This is a genomic window from Gilliamella sp. wkB171 (genome assembly GCF_001693755.1).
Lineage (GTDB): Bacteria > Pseudomonadota > Gammaproteobacteria > Enterobacterales > Orbaceae > Gilliamella > Gilliamella apicola_F.
Map to the genome: position 1 here is coordinate 14,165 of NZ_LYST01000006.1, position 25,854 is coordinate 40,018.

The 25,854-nt window shown below is 34.7% G+C and carries 21 protein-coding genes; 6 read left to right on the forward strand and 15 right to left on the reverse strand.

Going from position 1 to position 25,854, the window contains the following annotated elements; genetic code table 11:
* Window positions 1-51: 51 nt before the first annotated feature.
* Both A9G03_RS00295 and A9G03_RS00300 read left to right on the forward strand, forming a co-directional pair.
* On the forward strand, window positions 52-462 hold the full coding sequence (locus A9G03_RS00295; protein WP_065634684.1) for a GNAT family N-acetyltransferase: 411 nt from the start codon (window positions 52-54) through the stop codon (window positions 460-462).
* Window positions 459-1,040 (forward strand): Maf family protein, encoded by a 582-nt coding sequence (locus tag A9G03_RS00300; protein ID WP_065634683.1) that lies wholly within the window; start codon window positions 459-461, stop codon window positions 1,038-1,040. Before A9G03_RS00295 ends, A9G03_RS00300 begins: the two co-directional genes overlap by 4 nt.
* Window positions 1,041-1,068: 28 nt before the next feature.
* Here the strand turns inward: A9G03_RS00300 and A9G03_RS00305 are convergent, their stop codons facing one another.
* The 11 genes from A9G03_RS00305 to A9G03_RS00355 form a co-directional block, all read right to left on the reverse strand.
* Entirely contained in the window at window positions 1,069-1,734 is a 666-nt protein-coding gene (locus A9G03_RS00305) for an ABC transporter ATP-binding protein (protein WP_065634682.1), read from the reverse strand.
* A complete protein-coding gene (locus A9G03_RS00310) occupies window positions 1,734-2,945 on the reverse strand; it encodes an ABC transporter permease (RefSeq protein WP_065634681.1) in 1,212 nt (403 codons plus the stop codon). The genes A9G03_RS00305 and A9G03_RS00310 overlap by 1 nt, the downstream gene beginning before the upstream one ends.
* A gap of 108 nt (window positions 2,946-3,053) precedes the next feature.
* Complete coding sequence (locus A9G03_RS00315) at window positions 3,054-3,527, reverse strand: DUF4418 family protein (protein ID WP_065798093.1); 474 nt, start codon at window positions 3,525-3,527, stop codon at window positions 3,054-3,056.
* 21 nt (window positions 3,528-3,548) lie between these two features.
* Window positions 3,549-4,208, reverse strand: a complete 660-nt coding sequence (locus tag A9G03_RS00320) for an ABC transporter ATP-binding protein (protein WP_065634679.1) — start codon at window positions 4,206-4,208, stop codon at window positions 3,549-3,551.
* Window positions 4,209-4,217: 9 nt separating this feature from the next.
* Window positions 4,218-5,360, reverse strand: coding sequence for an ABC transporter permease (locus A9G03_RS00325; protein ID WP_218837046.1), 1,143 nt, complete (start codon window positions 5,358-5,360; stop codon window positions 4,218-4,220).
* Between the two features lie 19 nt (window positions 5,361-5,379).
* Window positions 5,380-6,669 (reverse strand): ABC transporter permease, encoded by a 1,290-nt coding sequence (locus tag A9G03_RS00330; protein WP_065798094.1) that lies wholly within the window; start codon window positions 6,667-6,669, stop codon window positions 5,380-5,382.
* Window positions 6,670-6,690: 21 nt separating this feature from the next.
* Complete coding sequence (locus A9G03_RS00335; protein WP_065634677.1) at window positions 6,691-7,941, reverse strand: Fe-S-containing protein; 1,251 nt, start codon at window positions 7,939-7,941, stop codon at window positions 6,691-6,693.
* Window positions 7,942-8,043: 102 nt separating this feature from the next.
* Window positions 8,044-8,607, reverse strand: coding sequence for an iron transporter (locus A9G03_RS00340; protein WP_065634676.1), 564 nt, complete (start codon window positions 8,605-8,607; stop codon window positions 8,044-8,046).
* Window positions 8,608-8,735: 128 nt separating this feature from the next.
* The gene (locus tag A9G03_RS00345) at window positions 8,736-9,932 is read right to left on the reverse strand and encodes an FTR1 family iron permease (protein ID WP_065798095.1); all 1,197 of its coding nucleotides are present in this window, start codon (window positions 9,930-9,932) and stop codon (window positions 8,736-8,738) included.
* A gap of 12 nt (window positions 9,933-9,944) precedes the next feature.
* Window positions 9,945-10,574 (reverse strand): nitroreductase family protein, encoded by a 630-nt coding sequence (locus A9G03_RS00350; RefSeq protein WP_065634674.1) that lies wholly within the window; start codon window positions 10,572-10,574, stop codon window positions 9,945-9,947.
* Between the two features lie 363 nt (window positions 10,575-10,937).
* Entirely contained in the window at window positions 10,938-12,356 is a 1,419-nt protein-coding gene (locus A9G03_RS00355) for a hypothetical protein (protein WP_065798096.1), read from the reverse strand.
* A gap of 845 nt (window positions 12,357-13,201) precedes the next feature.
* On the opposite strand from A9G03_RS00355, the gene A9G03_RS00360 reads away from it, so the two are divergent.
* Window positions 13,202-14,128, forward strand: coding sequence for a TIGR01212 family radical SAM protein (locus A9G03_RS00360; protein WP_065633817.1), 927 nt, complete (start codon window positions 13,202-13,204; stop codon window positions 14,126-14,128).
* 596 nt (window positions 14,129-14,724) lie between these two features.
* Here the strand turns inward: A9G03_RS00360 and A9G03_RS00365 are convergent.
* Window positions 14,725-15,663, reverse strand: a complete 939-nt coding sequence (locus tag A9G03_RS00365; protein WP_065798097.1) for a DMT family transporter — start codon at window positions 15,661-15,663, stop codon at window positions 14,725-14,727.
* A 738-nt stretch (window positions 15,664-16,401) separates the two neighbouring features.
* On the opposite strand from A9G03_RS00365, the gene A9G03_RS00370 reads away from it, so the two are divergent.
* Genes A9G03_RS00370 through A9G03_RS00380 form a run of 3 tightly spaced genes read left to right on the forward strand, consistent with a single transcriptional unit; the run spans window position 16,402 to window position 19,972 of the window.
* Window positions 16,402-17,532, forward strand: coding sequence for a glycosyltransferase family 4 protein (locus A9G03_RS00370; protein WP_065798098.1), 1,131 nt, complete (start codon window positions 16,402-16,404; stop codon window positions 17,530-17,532).
* Window positions 17,519-18,322, forward strand: a complete 804-nt coding sequence (gene rfaP / locus A9G03_RS00375) for a lipopolysaccharide core heptose(I) kinase RfaP (protein ID WP_065798099.1) — start codon at window positions 17,519-17,521, stop codon at window positions 18,320-18,322. The genes A9G03_RS00370 and rfaP overlap by 14 nt, the downstream gene beginning before the upstream one ends.
* A 15-nt stretch (window positions 18,323-18,337) precedes the next feature.
* Window positions 18,338-19,972: a DUF2813 domain-containing protein gene (locus tag A9G03_RS00380; RefSeq protein ID WP_065633821.1), complete on the forward strand. Its 1,635-nt coding sequence runs from the start codon at window positions 18,338-18,340 to the stop codon at window positions 19,970-19,972.
* Between the two features lie 113 nt (window positions 19,973-20,085).
* Here A9G03_RS00380 and A9G03_RS00385 read toward each other — a convergent pair whose 3' ends face one another.
* The 3 genes from A9G03_RS00385 to A9G03_RS00395 form a co-directional block, all read right to left on the reverse strand.
* A complete protein-coding gene (locus tag A9G03_RS00385; RefSeq protein ID WP_065798100.1) occupies window positions 20,086-21,675 on the reverse strand; it encodes a hypothetical protein in 1,590 nt (529 codons plus the stop codon).
* Window positions 21,676-22,085: 410 nt separating this feature from the next.
* Window positions 22,086-23,753, reverse strand: coding sequence for an energy-dependent translational throttle protein EttA (gene ettA / locus A9G03_RS00390; protein WP_065633823.1), 1,668 nt, complete (start codon window positions 23,751-23,753; stop codon window positions 22,086-22,088).
* 445 nt (window positions 23,754-24,198) lie between these two features.
* Window positions 24,199-25,854 (reverse strand): hypothetical protein (locus tag A9G03_RS00395; protein ID WP_218837047.1); only part of this gene is annotated, 1,656 nt, incomplete at its 5' end.

The window sequence follows — 25,854 nt, forward strand, 5'->3', positions numbered from 1 at the left end:
ACATAAATCGCTATCACTATCTATGTATGATTAAGTTAAAATTGGAGTCATATGACTAATATCATTTACAGATGTAATATTAAACCCACATTAACACAAGCTATTACGCTATATAATAATTGCAGTTTAGGTGAACGCCGCCCTATTGATGATCATAAACGGTTTCAAGCTATGTTAGATAATGCAAATCTAATCGTTACTGCTTGGGATGGCGATTCACTTGTTGGTATTGCTCGTTGCTTAACCGATTTTGTTTATATTACTTATTTAGCTGACCTTGCAGTTGATAATAGATACCAAAAACAAGGTATTGGTAAACAATTAATCAAAGAAATACAAAATTATACTGGTTTAAATTGTGCGATTACTTTGCTGGCAGCGCCGCAAGCAGTAGAGTATTACGGTCATATCGGTTTTAACTGCCACCCCTCAGCTTGGATAATAAAAGAAGAACTTAAATGAAAATAATCTTAGCATCAACTTCACTTTCTCGAAAAAAAGTATTAGAAAAGTTAGCTATTGCTTTTCAATGTGTTCCACCAATTTGTGATGAAACGCCATTACCGAATGAGTCAGCAGAACAACTAGTCATACGCCTATCAAAACTTAAAGCACAATCATTGATAACTCAATATCCTAATTGTTTAATCATAGGATCAGATCAAGTGGGTGTTTTAGATGATAAAATAGTTTGTAAACCCCTTACTGTTGAAAATGCTCGTCAACAATTACGTAACAGTAGTGGTAAATCCTTCTATTTTTACACGGGTATGACAGTTATTAACACCGCTAGTGGACAATCGAACACAATATGTGAACCTTTTAAGGTGACGTTCCGTCATTTAACCGATGCAGAAATCAATGCCTATATAGCAAAAGAAAGGCCACTACAATGTGCCGGAAGCTTTAAATGCGATGAATTAGGAATAACGTTATTTGATAAGTTAGAAGGTGATGATATTAATTCATTGGTGGGATTGCCGCTATTAAAGCTCAATAAAATTATGATAGAAATGGGCTGCAATCCACTTTTCATGTAATACACATATTTTATGTAATATATGCAAACTATTCGACCAATCGACCAGCAGCCATTTTAATTATTTTTTGGCTATAATTTGCGACATCATGGTCATGTGTCACAATTAATAACGCTGTTCCTTGCTGATGAATTTCGGTTAATAGTTGCATAATTTCAGTCGAACTTTCGTCATCTAAATCACTTGTTGGTTCATCAGCAATCACAATTTGTGGCTGACAAATCAAAGCACGTAAAATAGCAATACGCCGCATTTCACCACCAGACATATTTGCAGGATAAGCATCTTGCAGATGGCTTATCTTTGCTTTCTCTAACAGTTGTTGTGCATAACTTAGGCTTGTTTGATTGGCGCGCTTAGTTAGATAAAAAGGTAATCGTATATTTTCAAGCGCTGTTAAATTAGGTAATAAACTACTGCCTTGGGGAATATAACCAATATTCTGATTTCGAAATGCTGAAACTTGCTCATCATTAAGTTCAAAAAGATTAGTATCATTAATGGTAATTTTGCCCTGAGTTGGCGTCAGTAACCCTGCAATCATATTAAGTAAAGTCGTTTTACCACTACCTGATTTACCCATAATACAAACAAAATCATCCTGTTCCATGTTGAAACTAACATTATCCACAGCTGAAAAAGTTTGTTGTGCGCGACGATAATCTTTACGCAGATTTTTAACGCTAAGTAACATTATTCCCCCTCTCTTAATGTGCTGTAAGTATCAAATTTAGTCATAGATAAGGCAGAATAAATACAAGATAGCGGGCCAATAATAACGGTGAGAATAAACACTATTACGGCATATATTATTGCATCAAATAACGAGATATTGACGCATGGCAAACCAATTGATTGGCAAATTAATAAACTAAAAGCATAAATCAATATAGCAGCAATCATAATACCAGCAATACCACCTAATGCACTAATTATCAATGACTCTTTTAATAACATTTTAATTAAGTCACGGCGTGATGCCCCAAGTATGCGTAATAAACTGATCTCGCGTTTACGTTCGTTTAATGAGGATGAAAAAATAACAAAGATCACAATAATAGCTAACACCCAAAAAATAGCCGATAAACTGTACACAATAGTTGAAAATCCACTTAACCATTTTGCAATATTACTTAACATCCCTTTAGTCATAACAAAATCGATATTATAGTCCATGGCAAATTTTGGCATGATTTGATTAATAATATCTTTAGGTTGATAGTCATGATTTACTTTAATAAAAATAGAAGAAGCATAATCAGAAAAATGATCAACATCACCTTCTATTAATTTAGCCTCTTTCATTAGTTTTTGCGCAGCTGACATTGTCATAAAAACTGAAGTATCAAACCCCATGCCTGTGCTATCCATTTTAGCTGCTATTTTAAAAGGATGATTGAAAAATAGGATCTCATCACCCACTTGTGAAGTAATTTTAGCACCCACAACAACTTGATTGTCGGTTAATGGCTGGCTTAGTTGGGTTTGTAACCATGGTTTAATAACAAAATCACTTTGCTCATCAAAGCCGATTAGCTGTACTTTAGTCGTACAACATCCCGCGTTCAATGAAGCAATAAAAAGCTGCGGCGAAATAGCTTCAATCCCTTTAATATTTTTAATTTTATCAATTAAATCAACTTTTAGATAAAAACTACTTGGTTCACCCCGTAATAAGGCAACTTCCATATTCTTTTCATAACCATAAGGCACAATAAGAATATCAGCACCTAACCGATCGGCCATGCCTGAAATACCTTGACTAAGATTTTTCATTAACACACTGCCACCAAATAGTGTGGCTGAAAAAAGTGTAATAATAATAATCAAACAACAACTACGAAAAGGTCGTCTTTGAATATTTTTCCATGCTAAATGAGAAATAGTAATCGGCTTTTCTTGCATGTTAATTTCCTGCAATTATTGGGCTCTTTATTTATCTATTAATATTTATATTGATAAATTCTAAGCGTTAACTTGTTTAAGCGAGTGATGATCTTACTAGCTTATCTGTTACTCGTATCTTTTGGATATTTTATTTAAATAGACTAAATTGATGATTGATACCACAAATATCAAACCAGACAGTAAAACCAAAGCAGGTTTAGCACCCATATTGCATCGCATCATCTCGTTAGGGCAAACACCAATTAAAATAGTTGGAATCGCGGCCGCTAATAACGAGATACAAGCTAATGACATTGTTAATCCCATACGGACAAATATCGTACGACTAAATAGTATCAAAACACCAACGGCTATCACTAAACTACCGATGCCGAGTTCGGCTCGCAAAGTCCAAAAACATCTCATAATTTTAGCGGGTGCACTATGCATATGTTCACCGCCTGCTGCCTGGCTCATTGCATCAACAGGCATAGCTGAAGGTTCTGGTAGGGGACAAACAGGTAAAATATACATTGGAAACAATATTAATAACGCGCCTAACACAATAAAAAACAGTGATGAAATCATGCGATTTTTCATATAATAAACCTCTTTTAATGGTTAATTATCAATAATACTTGCCACTTTACCGTGTTCAAGTACAACTGTAGTTTGTGCATGCCGAGATACCTCAGGTGAGTGAGTCACCACTATAATAGTGCTCCCTTCTTCATGCAGTTGATGTAATAAATTCATAACCATTGCTTCATTGTTTTCATCTAAATTACCGGTTGGTTCATCGGCTAAAATTAGTTTAGGATAGTTGATCAATGCTCGAGCAATACAAACACGTTGCTGTTCACCGCCTGATAATTGTCTTGGTAAATGCTTTGCTCTGGCCGCTAAACCAACGCGTTCTAGAGCCTGTAACGCTTCTTTTTCATCAACCATACTGTGATAATACTGCGCTACCATTACGTTTTCTAAAGCTGTTAAGTATGAGACAAGATGAAATTGTTGGAAAATCAATCCAATTTTATCTCGACGGATTTCGGTTAACTGGGGTAGAGAAAGCTGGGTGATATCTTGCCCGTCAAAAATTACCGAGCCTAATGATGGTTTATCCATACAACCGATAATATTCATCAATGTCGTTTTACCACTACCCGAAGGTCCCATGATAGATAACCATTTACCTTCCTCAACAGCTAAATTCACGTCTGAAAGTGCATGTAGTGAGCCATATATTTTTGATACATTCTTTACTTCGAGTATATTCATACTTAGATCCTATTCACCTCGCAATACGAGTGCGGGTTCAACTTCAAGAGCACGTTTTACAGGAATTAAACATGCTATTACCGTGACAAGAGCAGAAATAATAATAGTTGTTGGAATAAGGTAAAACTCAATAATTATTGATCGCCCAAAGACATTAGTACTAATAACTTGTGCAAAAACAAGCCCACAAACTACACCAATCATGCCACCAATGATACCTAATACCAACCCTTCAGCTAAAAACTCTTTAGCTATGCTTTGATTATTTGCCCCAATTGCTTTTTTGAGTCCAATTTCTTTACGGCGTTCCATCACAACCGTCATCATCGTTGTAGCAACGCAAATCATAGTAAGCACTAACACCACAAAAGTGACTAAATAAAGTAATGATGAGAGTTTACCTAGAACTGAAGACTCTGATTGTGTTACCCATTTTATTAAATGGGGATCGATAGTATTAATGTGGTTTTTGATTGTTTCAACATAGTGTTTTAATTCTGCTTCAGTAGCAGTTATACTCACTTCAACCACTTCAGCCTGATCGGATTGTTCAAGTAGAACTTCTAAATCATGTAAATCAATAAATATAAATCCATCTTCGGCTCGCCCTGTTTTAATAATACCTGTAATTTTAAGATCTTCATCAAAGCGCGAATCTTGTTTAGATTTACCCGAAATCGGCATCGTACTGCCAATTTTCAGTTTGGTAAAATTAGCAATATCGGTACCAATCATGATTTCATTCGGATTTTTAGGTATGCTTCCTTCGATTTGCCAATAAGGGCTAGTTTTGGTCACTTGTTCGAAGTTAGTACCCACAATGGTATAAGGATGCTGATTGCTACGAATAGCATCATAACGGAAAGGAGTGACGCCTAAAAGCTTGTCTTGAGGAAGTAAATTTACTGCTTGTTTCACATCAGCAAGTGGCATAGTCGGTTGATTATTAGCGGGCATAAATAATAAATTTGCGCCATAAGAACGAAACTCTTGCCCCATTTGACGCGGAATATCATAGCATAATGTTATCATTCCAAGTAAAACGGTAGCACCGATAGCAACCCCTAGCAATGCAATCATAATTCGCGATCGGCGACGAATGAGTGAGCTAAAAATGGTTTTGATAATAAAGCGTGTATTTTTATTCATCATAATCGAGTTACCTTTGCTTTTATCGACCATGTAATACATCTGTTGGACGTAAAAACATCATTATCCGTAAAGCGGGTAAACTACCGACAAAGGTAATTAAACCAACCATAATTAATACTAAAGGAATAATAATCACTTTCGGCTCGACAAATGAACCAAATACCGTATGACCAATAATTTGAGCAAATCCCAAGCCAATAAAGTAACCAAAAATTCCACCTAACAAGGCAATAATCAATATTTCAGTTAATATCAGCATAGCGACCGCTGTATTTGTTGCTCCTAATGCTTTAAGTAAACCAATTTCAGTGCTTCGCTCAATAACATTGGCTGTGACCAAATTTGAAATCGCCAACGCCGAGCAAATTAACGATAAAATGGTTAATAGCAACATGAGTAATTGTGTTTTTTGCAGTATAGAACCTTCAGATTCAGCGACTTGCATAATCGCTTTAACCCGAACATCAGGCATCAATTCTTCAAGTTGATAAGCAATTGAACTAATGTAAGCGGTACAATACCAAGTATCCCATTCAGTTCTTGATAAACTATTAGGATCTTGTGCTGCTTTACGTGCTAATTCGTTTTCAGGTGTGGTTAATGCACTCACTTCAACTCGTTCAACGAGTCCTTCTTTATTTGCTAACTTTTGGACCACCGGCAGGGAGACATATAGCTGTGAATCTTCTACACCACCACTGTGAAAAATATTATTAACCGTTAACGTTAATGAATTATTTGTTTGTGGAGACGTAATATTGATGGTGTCACCTAACTTTAAATTCCACTGTTTAGCAACAGTTTCGCCCACCATGACACCTTGTAAATTATCATCTTTCATGGTGTTACCTTCAATTGTCCACCATGATTTCATGGCTAACATGCCGGTATCAACTTCATCTCCAGTTGGAATAGTCAGGTGTTTGTTAAACCAAGTACCCACAATGGTAATAGGTTTGCCATTCAAATTAGCTTGAGCTGTTAGATAGGGGGCAAAATCGACAATGTTATAAGCCCAGAAGATCATCTTAATTTTGACTAAATCATCTTGCTTAATGTACTGCATAGCTTGTTGTTTGCCATTATTATCGTCAAGTTGGTACATTTCACTAACAAGCGCTGTTCCGCGAGGGACAATATTTAAATTAGCACCATAAGCCTTTAACTCTTGATTCACTTTGTCACCAACATCAAACATAACATTTAACATTGCTGTTGCAAGTGAAACACCGAGTGCTACAGTTAAAGCGATCAAAAATAATTTCTTTTTTTGACGCACTAATACACTAATTAACATTCTGCGAAACATAAACTTTTCCTTTGTTAACCTTTATTTAAAGCGTGCTTTTTCTGCTTCTAGGTTTGCGGGACGAATAACCATATTCCCATCAATAATTTCATATTTAAGTGGAACTGGGTTACAACCACCAGAAAAGCCAATCGTTGCAATATTCATCACCACATCACATAAAATACAAACAACTTGATTACCGCGTTGATAGTAACCACTTGCACCGCAAATATCACAGGCATCAAAACCAACGCCATAGGCGTTTTCGCTTTTTTTAATCACAATAAAACGAACTAATGTACCATCGGTAGCCTTGTAACCATATCGATGTAAATTACCATCATTGACATTATCTAATGGAATAACAATTAAACCATCAGCATTAGGGGAAACCGGTTCAGCTGGCGTAAGTTCAACACCTTTTTCAAAAATGTAACGTGCTCTTGTTACCGTATAAGCAGTTATTGCAGCACCTGCGATGAGTAATAATGACGTGCGTCTATCACTACGTAACTGTGCCTTGAGTTTACGTATTTGCGCTGGATTACTGCCAACTAATGATGTTGTTTTCGATTGGATATATAACGCTATGGCCAATAACAACACTATTGCCATAAAAATAAAGATAAAGAAATTAACGTGACCTAATACAAAAATCACTAATTCCATCATCCATTTTTGTGGTTTAATAAATCGTCTTACAATTAAAATTTGAATAAGATTGATACTGTTTTGAATCGTAAATATAAGCAAAGCGATTAAAATAGTTGCTTGGACAAATTTATTAGATAAACGCCTACATAGACGGAAAGTAAATACAGCAATTAATCCAGCAACGAGTAAAGCAAAGCAATAACCAACCCATTTGAATAGATAATCATTATTAAAGATTGACTCCATCCCAACTGAAAATTCAAAGGGATAAAGCATTAAATTTGGTAAAAATTGTGCAGCAATTAATCCAATAGCAAGCACAGATAGTAAGGTAAATAGAATTTTGCCAAGCTGGCAATTGATTGGTGTTTTTAATATTGCGCAGATAAACAATGGGATGGCAATTATCATCCACAAGGTGATGATGCCAAGATCATAAAATTCACGAACAGCAAAACCTGTATTTCGCTTCAAAATAGCATAAACTAATGCTGCAAATAATCCTATTATAAAACCGAAGGTAAAGATTTTTTTATTATAATTAGGTATTGCTCTAACTATCATTGCACTTAGTAGTGCTAATACAACAATGGGAACAAAAGTATTATCGGTAATTTTTATAAGGTATTGAAGCATATTAATTGCCTAATGGTTACAACCTATTATGGCGAGTGAAAACCTCGCCATAATAAATACTACAAAATATTAAGTATAACTGATACTATTTTTTAAATATCATTACCATGCTCGAGGAATATAATCAAAATCCCAAGAAACTTCAATTGGTTTAGTCCAAAAACGTCCTTCGACTCCGGTTTCTTTATCTACATGCAATAAATAACCTTGTTTTTCTGGATTTTCGATAGTAAATGTCACTTTATATTTACCTGCACCATCAAGTTTAATATTGTTACCATAATGTGGGCCATCCGATGCGTTCATTGGCATAAAGTTACCTTCTATGGCTTTATCGCTACCTTGTTTTTGGATCTTATATTTAACCGTTAAGTAAGGAACAAAATCGCCAACACCATAACCAAGTTTATTGCCTTCTGCTGCTGAAATATCTGCTTCAATGTGCATATCAGATTTTGATGCAGGTAAACCACCCATGCCTGCTGGCTCCATATCTACAGGTTGAAAATAAACCGCGCCAATATGTAATGGTCCAACTGTCACTTCATCACCGATTGGAAACTCTTCAAAACCTTTTTGTTCGCCTGGAGCAGGTGCTGCTGCATAAGCAACAGATGATAACGCAAGTATTGATGAAATACCCGCAACTAATACTAATTTTTTCATTGAAAACTCCTTTACTTTTATTTAATTACTCATCATTAAAGCAATCACTACTTTTTTTGCTATTTAAATTGACTTCGAAATATCATTAATCAACATCTAACCAACTTTTAAACAACAAACTAAATTGATCAAACGTTTTGTTTATTATGTTTAGCTTTCAAATAAACCACCGATATGATAACAACTAATATCATAAATATTTGTGGTATTAACGTTTCAACGGTTGGATAAATCCCTAAAATATCGATTGAATGCACAAAATCAACCGGCGTTACAGGAATTATATCGGCTTCTTGTAACTCTTTAACACCTCCGCCAGCAAAAGCTATAGCCATAATATACATTAGTGTACTTGTGCCAATAAAAAATGGTCTAATTGGTAATTTCATAGTACCAAAACGAATCAATATAAAGATAATAGCAAGCACAAAACAACCTATGGCTAGACCATACCACACCATATCCATATGCTCTTTAGCTTCAGCCAACATTGCTTGGTAAAATAAAATAGTTTCAGCACCCTCACGGAAAACAGCTAAAAAGGCAGCAAATCCCAATGCAAAACTACTACCCGATGAAACCGCCGTCTGCACTTTACCTTCAACATAGTTTTTCCATGCTTTTGCTTCTGCTTTTGAAAACATCCAATTACTAACAAAAAATAGCACGACGGTGGCAAGTAACATTGCAACACCTTCTATCATTTCTTGATTAGCGCCACTAATATCAAAAATAGAGTGAAGCGCAATTGCCGCTAAAATACTGGCAAATACCGCAAATAACGAGCTCATGTAAACAACTTTAACCATAGGTAAGTTGCCCGAACGCACTAAATAGGCCGATATAGCGGCAATAACTAAAATAGCCTCTAATCCTTCACGGAAAATAATAATAAATGAAGCTAATAAAATACTCCAACCGCTCTCTTTTTTGCCATCGAGCTCATTGGCATCTTCATGTAGCATTTTTAATAAAACGTCGATTTCTGCTCGTACTGTTTTATTTGGTGCGCCATCAGTCATTAAACGTTTGATTTTAGCAAATTGGTATTCGGTATCGGTACCGCGTTTACCAGAAATATATGACATTACAGCCCTTTCGACACCATGCTTTTCATAGAAACCGAAGTAGGCGTTATTTACGCGCTCTTTTGCTCTATCACTGTCTTTCATAAAATAGATATCGTAGGAATCATTGAGTATGCTATCCATTTCATCAATGATAGCATTCCAGCTTTGATATTTTTTTTCAGCAGCGTAAGAAGAGGGAGCAAAAACAATCACACTTGTAATTATCAACAATACTAATGCAAGAAACCGTTTCACTTTTTATTCCTTTTATTTTCCTAATAACATAATACCAATTGGTTTACTATTTTCAGGCAATTGCAACGCTTGGGATATGACATCTGGTTTAATAGAATGGATATATCTGGCGCTTAATTTTAACGCTGCAGCACTAAGGTAAATGTTTTGACTCATTGCACCCACAGCTATTTGAGCAAAATCATTAGCCTGATCGACTGGCGTATCTTTAAGAGAGTTTTGATCAAACACAAAAATTAAAGAATAAGCTGCGCGCTTGGTAAAGTTTTGCATCGCAATATCGGCACGAATATCTTTATTATTAATTTCACGCAAATATTGACCATCCCATTCGTATAAAAAGGTACCCTTTTCACCCGCAACATATAAACGAACATAGGGAGCTTTACCATTCGCCATTGGTACCGTCCACCCCGTTTTACCACGATTTAAGCCACTTGCAGCCCAAAGCACTGTAGATAATTCATCATCAGATAAATTACCAACGGGGAAACCACCACCGGGAGTAGAAGCACGTTTTTTTAGACTTTCAAATAGCCCCATTCCATCTTTGGTTTGAGGGTTGGGTAAAGAAATATCACCATAACATAACGATATTGAAAATATTGATGACAATAAAACAATAACTAATTTGCGCATCATGCAAGGCACAGTCCACCTCTAGCTAACTTGTAATAATAGCGATATCTTATTGCTAATAATGGTAATGATCAACAACAAATAATAATAATTATCATTTGACAATCAAAAAATATTTCTAATTTATTTTTAATAAGATAACTTAATATTTTAGTGGGAATTTTGATTTGATTTGATTTTAATGGTTATTTATACCTATCAACACTGAAATTGGTTATATTTTAACCTCAATTTGCGATTTGCTCCGACGCCAATATGGCTTTTACACTAATTTTCGCTGTGCAAAAATTAGTGTAACGTCGCAAATCAACAAATAGATAATGTAACTAAATTAGCTAAATTAAAAGAAATAACATTACTATTAAATTACCAATCCATCCAATCTGGGGTAAAACAAAAAGTAGAATAAATAATTGTGTGACCTAACTGCGCCGATATATTTCCATCTCTTGGACGAACAACAAAATAGTCCCAATCATCAATAGTTTTTTGTTGAAGCCTTCTACCTGTCCAATAATAATTATCTAAATTAACATTTAAACCATAATTGGTTAAATTTCCCCATTCACTAAAAACACCACCATTAATATGGCGCCAATAACGCCCACCATCTGTTGTTGTTTGAATATTCGGATTATTTAACCCTGATATATATCTTGTTACACCTTCAAACATAAAAGAACCAGATGCAGTCGTAAAGTCAACCGGATCAGGTAAACGGTATTCTTGAGCCGTTATTGTTTCTTGGCGACCTGGTTGACCATCAAGCGCAAAACACCAGTTGGCTTGTCCAGCACTAGTTTCTAGTTTATCCTTATCGCGAACAACAAACCATTTTTGTAATTGAAATCCATATTCAACCACCTTCACACCATTCAAATTACCTTGTATTTTAAAATTAGCAGGTAACACCGAGGGTTTACGTGCAGTTGCACCATATTCACTAGAGGTCGGTGCTGGCCCATTTAATGTCACCCTTACACTGTCTTTTGTAATATTACTTACAGTTGCAGTAATATCACCCACTTTTACTGTTGGCCAATTTAAATTTTCCATCCCATTGGTTATCAATAAATCGAAATACACGCCATTTCCAGCTAAAGTAGGGAAATTTTGATTATAATTTCTAGATAAACCCGATTGTGTTATAAATCCTTTTGATGTATCCCACATATTGATTGGACCAGCAAAAATACCCGTGCTATTTTCCATACTACCCGGCCTAGCATAGCAAGCATATGGCTGAGTATCATGAGGATAGATATAATATACAGCAGAGTTTTTTACATACGTTTTTTGATTTGGAATTCCAAAAGCCGTTTTTAATTGGACACCATCATTCGAATCAATATTTATAGTCAGTTTATAAGGAGCAAAACATTTCGAAGGTAATTCATTTAAATCAGAGGCTTGCAGTTGTAAACCATTTTTATCTTGCCAATTGGCATTTATCGCGCCTGATATTGTAAAATCGCCATCACCATCAATATCTTGTGCTAAATTGGTGCCTAAAGTATAGTTTGTGGTATCGGGTGTGACAATGGTTTGGACACTTTTAAAAGTATCGCCTGGTTTATTAAAATGAATGGCTTGGACTTTATCCCAATTACCATTTTCGTTTAATTTCATCATATTTCCAGCTGGATCACTTAAATAAACATCATTGCCAATCTTGATTGTTAATAAATTATCATTAATACCGTTAAATAAAATAAATGGAGAAGATCCTCTGATAGCAGAAGAAGTTTTAGCGGTTAATGCATCGACAATTGGCACATTAAACATGCATAAACAGAAACAAATAACAAGCGAAGCTATTTTAAAGGTAGACCAATTAATTGCGAATAATAGAGTGTTGAAAGAAGAATGAAAATTTATTGTTTTAACAATTTGATTACGACAAGTTACCAAAAATAGTAAATCATCAAAATTAACGATGCCCGATGCCCGATGCCCGATGCCCGATGCCCGATGCCCGATGCCCGATGCCCGATGCCCGATTTAGGATATATTTTATCATACTTTCCCCAATCAATGTATGTATTTATTTATTATTTTTTATGAAAAATCAAATAAGTAAATTGAAAGCAATATTATCGCTTCTATATAAAATAATTAAACAATTATTTTGAGCTATCATAAATCAAACTAAATTTATTGTAATAAACTTTTGTGTAAAAATTTGTAAGCTATTTTGTAATCTAATTTATTATTCATATAATTCGATAATTAGCTTTATTTAATATTGTTTAATTAAAAAATATTAAATTTTAAGGCTTATATTGTTAATTAACTTTTTCGATGAATAAAATGTTTAACATCGTTAGAAACAGCAAGCAATATATTGGTTAACTCGTTGTACTATAGAGCCATAATCAACTCTTTACTTGTCTGTACTTATAAATCTCATTTATTACTTTTTTAATTGATTCATAAAAGTTCTTTTTTAAATAATCACTATATTATCTAAATAAACTCAAATCTGCCTTTGACACAAGCTTTAAGTAACGCTCATGGGTTGAGTAAAATGGATTAGAGCAATACAGATTATTAAATTAGGATTTTTGTTATATCTTGATGTTCTATAGCTATCTTCGTAGAATGGGCAAAATTTTTATTTTGGGTTTGTTATGCAATTACATTTAGTGGTTAATACCTTTGGCGCTGATTTGCAGCGACGTTATGGTGAAAAAATTTACAAACTCACGTTACATGGTGGATTTACCTGCCCTAACCGTGACGGTACTATTGGTCAAGGCGGATGTACATTTTGTAATGTCGCCTCAATTATTGATGAGTCAATTCAAGTTAAGTCGATTGCAGATCAGCTAACTTCACAAGCTCAGCAAATGAAAAAATCGAAACGTTACCTTGCCTACTTTCAAGCTTATACCAGTACTTATGCTGAAGTTGAAATCTTAAAAAATATGTATGAAGAGGCGCTAAATAGCGCTGATATTGTTGGGCTTTGCGTGGGAACCCGGCCTGATTGTGTACCCAATGAAGCACTTGATTTATTAGCTGATTATCAAGCTAAAGGCTATGAAGTTTGGCTAGAGCTAGGTTTACAAACCGCACATGATAAAACGTTGCATGCAATTAATCGTGGACATACCTTTAATGATTATCAGCAAACAGTACAAAAAGCACGTAAGCTTGGTATTAAAGTGTGTACCCATTTAATTATTGGTTTACCAAAAGAGAGTAAACAAGATAATTTAGTGACTTTAGATCAAGTGCTCAATACTGGTGTGGATGGTTTAAAACTGCATCCATTACATATTGTCGAAGGCAGTATTATGGCTAAAGCATGGCGTGCAGGCCGGCTTGATGTATTATCTTTAGAGCAGTATGTCGATATTGCAGGTGATGTTATCAGGCAAACACCAGCGGATATTTTATATCACCGCATCTCGGCTAACGCCAGAAAACCGACCTTACTTGCCCCTGATTGGTGTGAAAACCATTGGCAATCGATGAATGCTGTCGATCAAAATTTACGTCAATTTGGCGTGCAAGGAAGTGCCATTGGTGACAGTTATTGCTTCAAAGCATAAAAGAGTTCAATGGATAATATCCAGATAGTTAAACATGCATTCAGTGATTTACTAACCTAAAATATTGCTATTAATTAATTGTAAAATATTTTGCCAGCAATTATCAGTAAACCCTAGAGGGAAAACAATCAGCTTTAGTGAATTTATTGCCCATAGGCAATTACTGCATAGTGTGGTCAAATAATTGTCGTTATAGACGCAATAAGTCAATCAGGGGATCATGTTTACACTCATCATTTTTTAAAGTGACAAAATAGACAAACGTATTAGCGAGTTTGAGATTTTTGTTTTATGTGAGATCACCAATCACAAAATTATCACTTTTAATGAATAAACTTGGCAATTATGTGGTAATAGTGATGATAAAGATCTAGGTGCCTGACATTAATTTTAGGTTGGTTGAAAATATTGAGCTCGATTACCATAAAAATAAGTAGGCGGTGATTTATCTTTTTTCTGTGAATCAATAAGATCAGCTTTAGGCATTTGAGTGTAACAATTGGTATAAAACATTCGGCACACAGGCCGAATGAGTATAATGATCCAATATCAGCAGTTTAACTATCTCAAATTTCATTGAAACAATTTGTTAATCTTTATTGATTATCTGCTGTTTTCCCTTGCTTTATTAACTTTTTAAAAATGCTGAGCGGTAATTTAGTTATAGCAAAACCACATAGCATAATGATTGTACAAATAATAAAACTGGTTGAAATGATTTTATGCTCATAAATAGAGGAAATCAAAATTGCAACGACTGGAAAAATAATAAAAATGAATGATAAAACAACAGGGCTCATTCTTTTCAACAAAAAGAAATAAGCAATAAAACCAAACACTGAAGCAAAAATACCTAAATAAATTAATGCGAGCCAGCTATTTAAGGAAATAAGTTGGAAATTATTTTCTTCAAACAAGAAACTTAACAAGCACAGTACAATTCCAGCGACACCGATAGGTAAGGTATTAAAAGTAAATACATTGATGCCTGCGCCTGCTTTTTTGGAGTATACATACAAAAAACCATGCATCAATGCTGCTAAAAGTATTGATATCACACCCAAAAAATCGGTATACGAAAGAATAAATCCTTCAGAAACTAAAATATATATTAAGCACAAGAAGCCTACTGTAATACCGATTAATTGATTCAAATAAATCTTATCTTTTAAAATTATTTTAGCAAAAATAATAGAAAAAATAGGCATAGTACTAAATAGAAGTGATGTTAAACCTGACGATACATACTGTTCACCAAAACTAATTAAGAAATAAGGAATAGTAAAGTAAAATAGGGTTAATAACAGAAAAAAATGTAATGATTTTCGAGGAAACAATATTGGCGATTTAGCCACTATTGTAATTAATACTAAAAAAGGGAATGCAATGACAAAACGTAAACCAGCCGCTAACAGTGGGTTAACGGTTTCAACAGCGATTTTAATGCCAATCCATGTTGTTCCCCATGTAAAACAGACAACGATAAATAACAATAAAATAATATATTTATTGTTAAAAAAAACTTCCTTATTCATTTTAAATTTTACTGACTAGATAATACATAATAGGTTTGGCAATATAATATAAAATGCATAAGATTGTAAACATCAAAGTATCTGAACAATTAACACACATTTTTTACAGCCAAACGTTTTACTTTCGTTCAATTTGTATCGATGAGCAATTGATGATTGAGTTATTTTATTTTTAAACATTTGACAGTTAGAATTTTTTATTAAATTAATCGATATAGAGATCAACTGAGAATAAACACTATAAACCGTCTAAAAGTAAGTCTTGCTTTAACCAAATTCAAGCTAAATATACGTTCATTTTATTTAGATATTAATCATCATGAGCTTATTTTTACCCGTTGAAAATAACTGATTTTTCAATACCAAGAAAGATTATGGTTAAGTTTGATCATAAACTGCAAAATAGAGTAACACTGATCCTATAACAACTATCATTATTGATTTTAACGTTATCTCGTACCACTATTTTTGCTTAATGGGTGAAGTGATATTAATAATGAAATTGAAATTTTTCTGTCGATGACAGAATATTCAATAAACGTGATGAATCTTTGTGATAAAGGATTCATCATTCAAATGATTTACACTTATCGATTATTTTGCTATGAATAAGATTACTTTATACTTATAAACTCACCTGTACTAAGCATTTTAATAAGGCTGACTACTAAAAATCAAACTTTGCGCAACAATCAATACTGAGTATATAATACCCCTTTATTACTCGAGGCAATTTGCATGCAATTAGCTTTTTGTATCTATAAATATTTTCCTTATGGCGGTTTGCAACGTGATTTTTTGCAAATTGCCAAAGCTTGTGGAGCGCGTGGTCATAAAATTCGTGTTTATGTCATGGATTGGCAAGGCGATATACCCGATGAATTTGAAGTTATAATGGTCGCCAAAAAGGGCTTTTCAAACCATCGTCGTAATCAATCTTATTATAATTGGGTTAAAGCTCATCTTGAGTCCAACCCTGTTGATTGTGTTGTCGGTTTTAACAAAATGCCTGGCTTAGATGTCTATTTTGCTGGCGACACATGTTTTGCCGAAAAAGTAGCACATAAAGGTTTGCTTTATAAATTATCTAAACGATGTAAACACTATTTAGCTTTCGAAGATGCGGTATTTAATGCCGATCATCATACAAAAATAATGGTGCTGACTAAACAGCAAATTATTGATTTTGAAAGATATTATCAAACCCAATCTTCACGATTTTATCTGTTACCACCGGGCATTGCATTGGATAGAAAATATCAAACAACATCGCCACTTAAAGGTCAACAATTTAGGCAAGCCAATCAAATTGCGCTTGATTCTTTTGTCATAGTGCAAATTGGATCTGACTTTAAACGTAAAGGGGTTGATCGTTCGTTAAATGCTATTGCCTCGTTACCCATTGAGTTAAGGCAAAAAGTAATTTATTTAGTCGTTGGGCAAGATAATGCGCAACCTTATCAAAAAATGGCTAAAGCTTTAAATATTGGCAATCAAGTTAGGTTTTATTCTGGTCGTAATGATATCCCGGATTTTCTTTTTGCAGCCGATTTATTATTACACCCAGCAAGGCAGGAAGCCGCTGGTATGGTATTAATTGAAGGTTTAGCCGCAGGTGTACCAGTGATTGTCTCTGGTATTTCTGGTTATGCTTATCATGTCTACGATGCCGATGCCGGTTTTGTACTTATTGAACCTTTTGTGCAAGCAGATTTAAATTGCGCGCTTGACAATGCGATAACCAATCAAGCGCAACGATTGATCTGGCATAATAATGCTATATATTACGGTCAAACTACTGATTTATACCACTTAGCTGAGCGTGCTGCCGATATTATTTTAGATTGTGATAATCATGAACGAAATTAAACTTAAATCACCCTTTGCACAATTATGGAAAGATAAAGATCCCTTTCAAGAAGTTGAATTAATATCGGGAAAAGTTTATCGGGAAGTAAAACAACGTAAAACATTAAATTTCCAATTTAATGACGAATCTTATTTTATTAAGATTCATCGAGGTACAACAGTCAAAGAGATTGTTAAAAATCTTTTATCACTACGTTTGCCTGTTTTGGATGCTAAACAAGAATGGGATGCGATTGCTCGTTTAGAACAAGCCAACGTTAATACTATGGATGGACGAGCATTTGGTCGAAAGGGCTTAAATCCATTGACTCGCCATTCATTTATTGTTACTAAGGATTTAAACCCAACCATTAGTTTAGAAGACTTTACAAAAACATGGCTAACTTCGCCCCCTAATTATCATTTAAAGCGTTCATTAATTATCTATTTAGCTAACATGACAGCAAAAATGCATGCAGCTGGGGTTAATCATCGTGATTGTTATTTATGTCATTTTTTACTTGATATACCATTATTTGAAAAGCAAAAACAGATTAAGTTATCAGTGATTGATTTACACCGAGCTCAAACACGTAATAAGGTACCTAGACGCTGGCGTGATAAAGATTTAATCGGGCTTTATTTTTCATCAACGAATATTGGCTTAACTAAGCGCGATATTTGGTTATTTTTGAAAGTCTATTTCAATAAACCCCTAAAAACCATTTTGCTTGATGAGCACAAATTAATTAGCAATACTGAACAAAAAGCTGAAAAAATACGTAAACGCACCGAGAAGTATAATCTTTAACAATAAGGAAATACGATGTTTATTGAACAAATTGATATAGTAGGATTTAGGGGTGTAAGTCAATTATCGTTAAAATTTAATACAGAAGCAAGTGTGCTGATTGGTGAAAACCGATGGGGGCGATCGAGTTTAATTAGCGCTTTAATGTTATTGTCGCTAGACAATAAATTTTATGAATTTGTTGATTCTGACTTTTATCATGATAAAGATAAACCTAATGACAATAATATCAGTATTAAAGTAACGTATTGTCAATCCTATGCCAACGAGTTCAATAATCAAGCTTATCAAGCATTATTGCCTGTTACTTATCAATCTAAAGAAGATCAATTACGACGGATAACTTATCAAATCACTGCCAAACAACAAAATAGTACAATTGTGACTCAACATCTGCTAGTCGACCAAAACAATAATCCTTTTACTATTGAAAATCATAAATTGCTGATTGCTATTGTTCTTAATCTTAATCCTGTAATGGCATTGAAAAACACCTTAAGTACAGATGATTTACCTATCACTAACCAACCTTTATCAGAATACTTCATTAATGAACTGTCTAATCAATTAAAGCAGCATTCAGCATCGATTAGTGAAGAGGAGTTACAACGTGGATTAAAAGCTGCACGCGCTTTGTTAGAATACTATTTTATCGATCCAGCTCAACGTTATCGTTATAAACATTTACCACAAAAAACAAGCCCACATCGTGAAGATTGGAATTCACTTGAACGTATTAATAATGCTTTAGATAATATTAATGATGATTATTTACGAACCGCTTTATTAGGTATTTTTGATTCAATTGTTTATGCTAAAGGTGACAATCCCCTTTCACCTAGCTCAATGCCAATTCTCATTTTAGAAGAACCTGAAAGCCAATTACATCCCATTATTCTATCGGTTGGTTTTCGCCTGCTTAAACACCTGCCAACACAAAAAATTATTACCTCAAACTCCAGTGACTTAGTATCATTATTTCCCTTAGAAAGTATTTATCGGTTAATCCGTCTGCCCGGTCAAATTGTGACAAAATATGTTGCCCCTCATTCACTAAGTGCTGATGATAGTCGCCGTATTTTATTTCATGTGCTTTATCGTCGACCATTAGCGCTTTTTGCTCGTTGCTGGTTATTAGTTGAAGGTGAAACAGAAGTATGGTTGTTGCGTGAATTAGCCGAACAAAGTGGTTATCATCTAGGTTCTGAAGGTGTGCAATTACTAGAATTTGCGCAATGTGGTTTAAAACCCTTAATAAAATATGCTAATAAGATGGGGATCCATTGGTATGTGATTACTGATGGCGATATGGCTGGAAAAAAATATGCCGATACGGTTAAATCGCTCACCCCACAAAATGAAGATTCGAATGACTATCTTACGATATTACCGGCAAAAGATATCGAGAATTTTTTGTTTAAACATGGCTTTAGTCATGTGTACAAACAGGCAGCTTATAATACAATTGAACATATCGATATGCCTGTATCTAAAATTATTCAAAAAGCCATTCATAAAAGCTCAAAACCGGATTTAGCTATTGCTGTTTGTGATGATGCAAAATCTAGAGGCATAGATGCGATACCAAGCTTATTAACCCATACTTTCGCCAAAATAATTCAGTCATCAAAAGATTTTATTCAACGTTGAAAACAATAAGCTCATAAATTAAATAAAACGCCACCAAACTTGATTGGCGGCGCGCAGTTAAGTTATTAAAAGACAATATATTATAGCGTTAATAAATTATTTTACTAATGCTTTCAAGGAGACACACAAACAACACGATGTGTTAATGCTGATGGCATATTATAGCCGATATAACCTTGTGAATACATTCCATTATTAATATCATAAATCAAACTATACATATTGGGTACAGCAAGTGATGTCCAGTATATACCTGAACCATCCCAATTTTTTGCAGCAGGATAATCAGTAGAAGTGTTACTCAGATACCCCCATTCATTCATTAAACCACCAACCCACTTATCACCATTTTTATAACTGATTTGACGACGATAAGAATTACCCTGACCTGGAATTCCATTCTCCCAGCCATATCCATTTCCATTAGTAAAATCTTCAACTCCAGGTATTCGATAGGTAGCGCCCAGATTATTACAAAATGCTTTGGCATTTTCGTAACCATCTGCTTGTTCAATCTTAGTTATGTACCAACGCTCGATTTTAAACTTATAAAGCAACTGACTATGATTACTATCAGAATAAAGTTTAAACTCTGAGGGAGTGAAAGATCTATTAGTGGAATCTAGGGTTGGTCCATTTAATAGAATTTTTAATGCCAACTGTGGCTGCCCATTCCAATTCTGTGTCTTTTCTACAGTTAATGACAAATTAACGGTTTTATTACCATTTTCAGGGAAAACGGTAGCACCATTGGCCGTAATGACTTGATTTGGCGTAATACCTGCTAATAATAAATAAAAATGAAGACCATTTGAACCGGTTGTAGGAAAGTTATTGGCAACATTATCAATATTATCGACTCTAAATCCTTTCTTACTCACCCAATTTGGCCCATATGATTGATCCATAGAAAAGTTGGGCTGAGCATAACACACATAAGGCATATCTATCTTTGGGGTAATATAGTAAACACTTGTTGCAGCATTAAAACGCGTAGTATTCGGTATGCCATACTGGGTTGATAATATACCATCAGTGGTTTGAATATTGAGTTGATAAGGTGCATCACAGGGATCTAATGCTGTAATTGTATTATTACTAATCATACTCGTAACATTTACCCCTTGCTTATTTATCCATGAAAGCGTTAACGTTCCCGTTGCTGTTACGTTGCCATCACCATCATCATCCCCCCAATAGTTATATAATTTGATTAAACTGTTTAAAGCAACACTCGGATAATTACTATTCCCCTCTTTTTTAAGTGGAACAAATGTTTTTATACTAACAAAATCTAACTCTCCGTTATTTAAAATAATTGGATTTGTCATAGTTGAATCGTTAACGATCGCATTTGGATATAAATGCGCCATATCACCGGATGGCACATACTGACGACCATCTGGTAACGTTACACTTAACAAACCTTCTGTACTTGTTACTTTTGTTTTACCTTTATCAAAAGTTAAATAAGGTTTACTACCATTGATCTTGTTAATGGTCACAGCGGTTAATGCATTGGCGTTAACCGTAAATAACATAGATATTAAGCTAACAGCAATATAAGAACTAAAATTGCGTTTTACTGATAGTATTTTTTTAAAATGAACAATCCATCTAAAAAAGATAAATAACACTAATTGGTGAGAAAAAGTTAAGATAATACTGATGAAAAATAAACAAACTAGTTTGATACTATTCATTGACAACCTATTATTAAAAAGTTTTTATTTAGAAAAATATGCTGTTTTCCTCTATATTAATTTTAGATATCCTTATCATAACCTGTTCAATATCGACCACAATTTAAATATCTTTAATTTTTTTCAAATTATTTTAAGAATCAAAATTTACATTACGTTTTAGCTATGATTATTTGAGCGTTAATATTGAAAATCATTATGTGTTAATCATCCAATATGATGAAAAAATGAATAAAATTTCAATAGATAGATGAGGGCAAAAAAAGTTAGAAACTATCTTTTAAATTAATGAAAAGACACGTTTGGTGAAAAATGCTTGGAAAGTATTTGCTTAACGAATATGGGATATAGTTGATATAAATGCTAAAGGATTTCCACTGCAGTAAACAGCAGAAATCCTGCAAACATGATTATTTTGTGATTTTTTTGTATTTGGCACGTCTCGGTTCTAAGGCTTCTGCACCTAAGGTCCGTTTTTTCCACTCTTCATATTCGGTAAAGTTACCTTCAAAGAACTCAACATGTCCTTCGTCTTGGTAATCGAGAATATGGGTTGCAATGCGATCTAAGAACCAACGGTCATGTGAAATCACTAATGCACAGCCCGGAAACTCCAATAACGCATTTTCGAGTGCTCGCAGTGTTTCGACATCTAAGTCATTGGTTGGCTCGTCGAGTAACAATACATTGCCACCAACTTGTAATAACTTGGCTAAATGCACTCGTCCACGCTCACCACCAGAGAGTTCACCGACGCGTTTTTGCTGATCAACGCCTTTAAAATTAAAGCGTCCAACATAAGCTCGACTTGGGATTTCAAAATTACCAATACGCATAATATCTTGCCCATTGGATATTTCGTCCCATACTGTTTTTTTATCATCCATGCTGTCACGGAACTGATCGACTGACGCCAATTGCACCGTATCACCTAAAGTAATGGTACCTGAGTCGGGTTGTTCTTTGCCCGATAGCATTCTAAATAGTGTTGATTTACCCGCACCATTTGGACCAATAATCCCAACAATTGCGCCTTTAGGAATACTGAATGAAAGATTATCAATCAACACCCGATCACCATATGACTTGGTTAAGTTATTCACTTCGATCACTTTATCGCCTAAACGTGGCCCAGGTGGAATAAACAGTTCGTTAGTTTCATTACGTTTTTGGTAATCATTACTGTTTAATTCTTCAAAACGCGCTAGACGGGCTTTACTTTTTGCTTGGCGGCCTTTCGGGTTTTGGCGCACCCATTCCAGCTCTTTCTCAATCGATTTGCGGCGCGCTGATTCGGTTGCGGCTTCTTGAGCTAATCGCTGATCTTTTTGTTCAAGCCATGAAGAGTAGTTACCTTCCCATGGAATGCCTTCGCCACGATCAAGCTCTAAAATCCAGCCGGCGACATTGTCTAAGAAATAACGGTCATGGGTTACAGCCACCACTGTACCTTCATAGTCATGTAAAAAACGCTCTAACCAAGCCACCGATTCAGCATCTAAATGGTTAGTCGGTTCGTCGATTAATAACATATCGGGTTTTTCTAACAATAACTGGCAAATAGCAACACGGCGACGTTCACCACCGGATAAATTCTCAATTTTGGCATCCCAATCAGGCAGGCGTAGCGCATCGGCAGCGCGTTCTAATTGGTTGTCCAGATTATGTGCATCTTGCGATTGTATAATTGCTTCAAGTTCAGCTTGTTCTTTAGCAAGTTTATCAAAATCGGCATCAGGATCAGCGTAAGCTGCATAAACTTCATCTAACCTTGCTAATGCCTTTTTGGCATCGCCAACGGCTTGTTCAATTGCATCACGCACAGTTTGTTTTGGATCTAATTTCGGTTCTTGTGGTAAATAACCGATTTTAATACCGGGCTGTGGACGCGCTTCACCCTCAATTTCGGTATCAACGCCCGCCATAATACGTAATAACGTTGATTTACCTGCCCCATTCAAACCCAGCACACCAATTTTTGCGCCAGGGAAAAAACTTAAAGAAATATCTTTTAAAATATAACGTTTAGGAGGAACAATCTTCCCCACTCGATTCATTGTATAAACATATTGCGCCATAAAACATCATCCGCTTATTGGGTTAAACCTAGTAAAAGAGACCTTTTACTATAAAAGTATGGCGTATATTGTAACGATTCTGACAATAGGGTCTAGGGTTATTTATAACAATTAACTGATTAACTAGTGATGGAGCGAGTTATTCACCGCAATTGATAGGCTACTTATTATTGACAATATTTATCTGACTTAAATAATAACAAGTTCATCAAGAGGTTAACAAAAAAACAACTTTTTTACATAACAATTTTACCCGTTTGACGACTCAACAAAAGTAAAATCTGAGACAATGGGGCTGGATTTTCGAAATAACAGTTTTACGACCTAAGTGGTATTTTGACTATAATTATAATGTAGTTAAATACCACGTTATGGGCAATTTGTCAGATTATCAATATCTAACCTGACAAACGACTAACAACATATAATTTATTAGGTAATTCTTTTATCTTGTAGGGAGTGTGCTAATTCCATTTTCGCCCCGGCATAAAATTTGTGCTGATTGAGCTTCACCAAGATCAAAGTCATCACCCCACCAAATGGTTCCATACGGCACCCAATTAAATACAGCAAATGGCTTGTTTGTACGATCCATTTCAGCTGTCCAAAGAAAGCTTCCAAATTGAAGAAATATGCCCCATTCACTCATAAAAGTACCTAAATCTCGAGCAGCGGGATATTTGTTGAAATCAACTATTGCGTTAGATGCCCCTTCTGGTTTGTTAACTAGTAAAGAGTTGGTCAATTCATCTCTTCGATACAGATATTTTTGTCGCCAAGCTTTACCTGCTTCTGACATATCATTAACCTGATCAGATGTTGTTTTGGGTATTGCTTGACCATCTATTATTCTTCTACATTCATCGTAGGCTAAATACCCATCAAACATATCTATAAATCCTTTTACGTGCGTAGGTAGTATTGCCCATTTTTGTGGTATAGGGAGCGTAATTTTACCAATGTTTTGCCAAGTTTTACCTTCATCAGCACTATATTCCATATTAATCGTTAAGGGTGTTGTGGGCTTAGTGACACTGTCATAATGTACTTGGCAATTTGCACCTAAGTCTTTACTTGCGACCGGAGATTGCAATGTAACCCAGTTAGTACTATTGCTGCTATCTAGTTGGCAACGATACTGACTTTGATCGGCTCCCGAGCCGATTAACATGAAGGTAATACCTTTAAAACCGGTTATTGGTTTAAATTGTTCAGCTTTAAATCCACCACCTTCTTGAAAAACCTTGGACGATGGGCTTGTACCAGGATCCCATACCTCTGGGTTATAACCATTAGGATACTTAGTCATGTAAGAACTATTCTTATAAACATTCATATTTGGTTGAACAAAGCATAACTTAGGTCCCCCCTCAAGCATAAATTGGTAAGTAATAACGGGTTGGCTACCATAAATGTTTTTATTAGGTTGACCGTATTTAGTCGATACCGCAACGTTTTGAGCACCAATTTTTAAAAAGTAAGGTCCTCCACACACATTGAATTCACGACTTAAATCATTTATCACGTTATTATTATCATACCAGGTTGCTGTTAGTGTGCCCTCTATGGTTGTGTTTTCAGTAAGGGAAGCATCACCATCATCATCACCAACGTTGAATTGAGATAATGCATTTGCCTGACCATTAGCTGGAACCATCGTAATGATATCAGAAAATTTAGTTCCTTCTGGTACTTGCAAGGGTTTACCACCAAAAGAGATCGATTTACTTACATCAACGGGTTTTAATGCGTTATTATTTTCTGTTGTAGGCATTCTAAAACCAAGTAATTCATTCAATCCTTTGATTTTAGTCCCTACATTTCCGTCTTGATCTGATTTTAATTGTAAATAAGGTGCACTACCTACAATGGTTTTAGCTGTCACATTTGATAATGCTTCGGTATAAGGCGAAAAAAAAATAAATAAAAAATGAATAACAATAATAGATAACGTTAAGTTAAGTTTTAGGTGTATAACCTTATTGGAAGGATTAATCCGTTTGAAAGTTAGAAGCCATATTAATTGATTAAAAATATTAAATTTAAAATCAATAAAAAATAAGGAAATTAATTTTCGCTTCATTATAAATAACCTATAAAT

Bases quoted from the DNA above. Each gene is read 5' to 3' on its own strand.
- A9G03_RS00295 (WP_065634684.1), top strand. From the start codon at position 52: ATGACTAATATCATTTACAGATGTAATATTAAACCCACATTAACACAA.
- A9G03_RS00300 (WP_065634683.1), top strand. From the start codon at position 459: ATGAAAATAATCTTAGCATCAACTTCACTTTCTCGAAAAAAAGTATTA.
- A9G03_RS00305 (WP_065634682.1), bottom strand. From the start codon at position 1,734: ATGTTACTTAGCGTTAAAAATCTGCGTAAAGATTATCGTCGCGCACAA.
- A9G03_RS00310 (WP_065634681.1), bottom strand. From the start codon at position 2,945: ATGCAAGAAAAGCCGATTACTATTTCTCATTTAGCATGGAAAAATATT.
- A9G03_RS00315 (WP_065798093.1), bottom strand. From the start codon at position 3,527: ATGAAAAATCGCATGATTTCATCACTGTTTTTTATTGTGTTAGGCGCG.
- A9G03_RS00320 (WP_065634679.1), bottom strand. From the start codon at position 4,208: ATGAATATACTCGAAGTAAAGAATGTATCAAAAATATATGGCTCACTA.
- A9G03_RS00325 (WP_218837046.1), bottom strand. From the start codon at position 5,360: ATGATGAATAAAAATACACGCTTTATTATCAAAACCATTTTTAGCTCA.
- A9G03_RS00330 (WP_065798094.1), bottom strand. From the start codon at position 6,669: ATGTTTCGCAGAATGTTAATTAGTGTATTAGTGCGTCAAAAAAAGAAA.
- A9G03_RS00335 (WP_065634677.1), bottom strand. From the start codon at position 7,941: ATGCTTCAATACCTTATAAAAATTACCGATAATACTTTTGTTCCCATT.
- A9G03_RS00340 (WP_065634676.1), bottom strand. From the start codon at position 8,607: ATGAAAAAATTAGTATTAGTTGCGGGTATTTCATCAATACTTGCGTTA.
- A9G03_RS00350 (WP_065634674.1), bottom strand. From the start codon at position 10,574: ATGATGCGCAAATTAGTTATTGTTTTATTGTCATCAATATTTTCAATA.
- A9G03_RS00355 (WP_065798096.1), bottom strand. From the start codon at position 12,356: ATGTTTAATGTGCCAATTGTCGATGCATTAACCGCTAAAACTTCTTCT.
- A9G03_RS00360 (WP_065633817.1), top strand. From the start codon at position 13,202: ATGCAATTACATTTAGTGGTTAATACCTTTGGCGCTGATTTGCAGCGA.
- A9G03_RS00365 (WP_065798097.1), bottom strand. From the start codon at position 15,663: ATGAATAAGGAAGTTTTTTTTAACAATAAATATATTATTTTATTGTTA.
- A9G03_RS00370 (WP_065798098.1), top strand. From the start codon at position 16,402: ATGCAATTAGCTTTTTGTATCTATAAATATTTTCCTTATGGCGGTTTG.
- rfaP (WP_065798099.1), top strand. From the start codon at position 17,519: ATGAACGAAATTAAACTTAAATCACCCTTTGCACAATTATGGAAAGAT.
- A9G03_RS00380 (WP_065633821.1), top strand. From the start codon at position 18,338: ATGTTTATTGAACAAATTGATATAGTAGGATTTAGGGGTGTAAGTCAA.
- A9G03_RS00385 (WP_065798100.1), bottom strand. From the start codon at position 21,675: ATGAATAGTATCAAACTAGTTTGTTTATTTTTCATCAGTATTATCTTA.
- ettA (WP_065633823.1), bottom strand. From the start codon at position 23,753: ATGGCGCAATATGTTTATACAATGAATCGAGTGGGGAAGATTGTTCCT.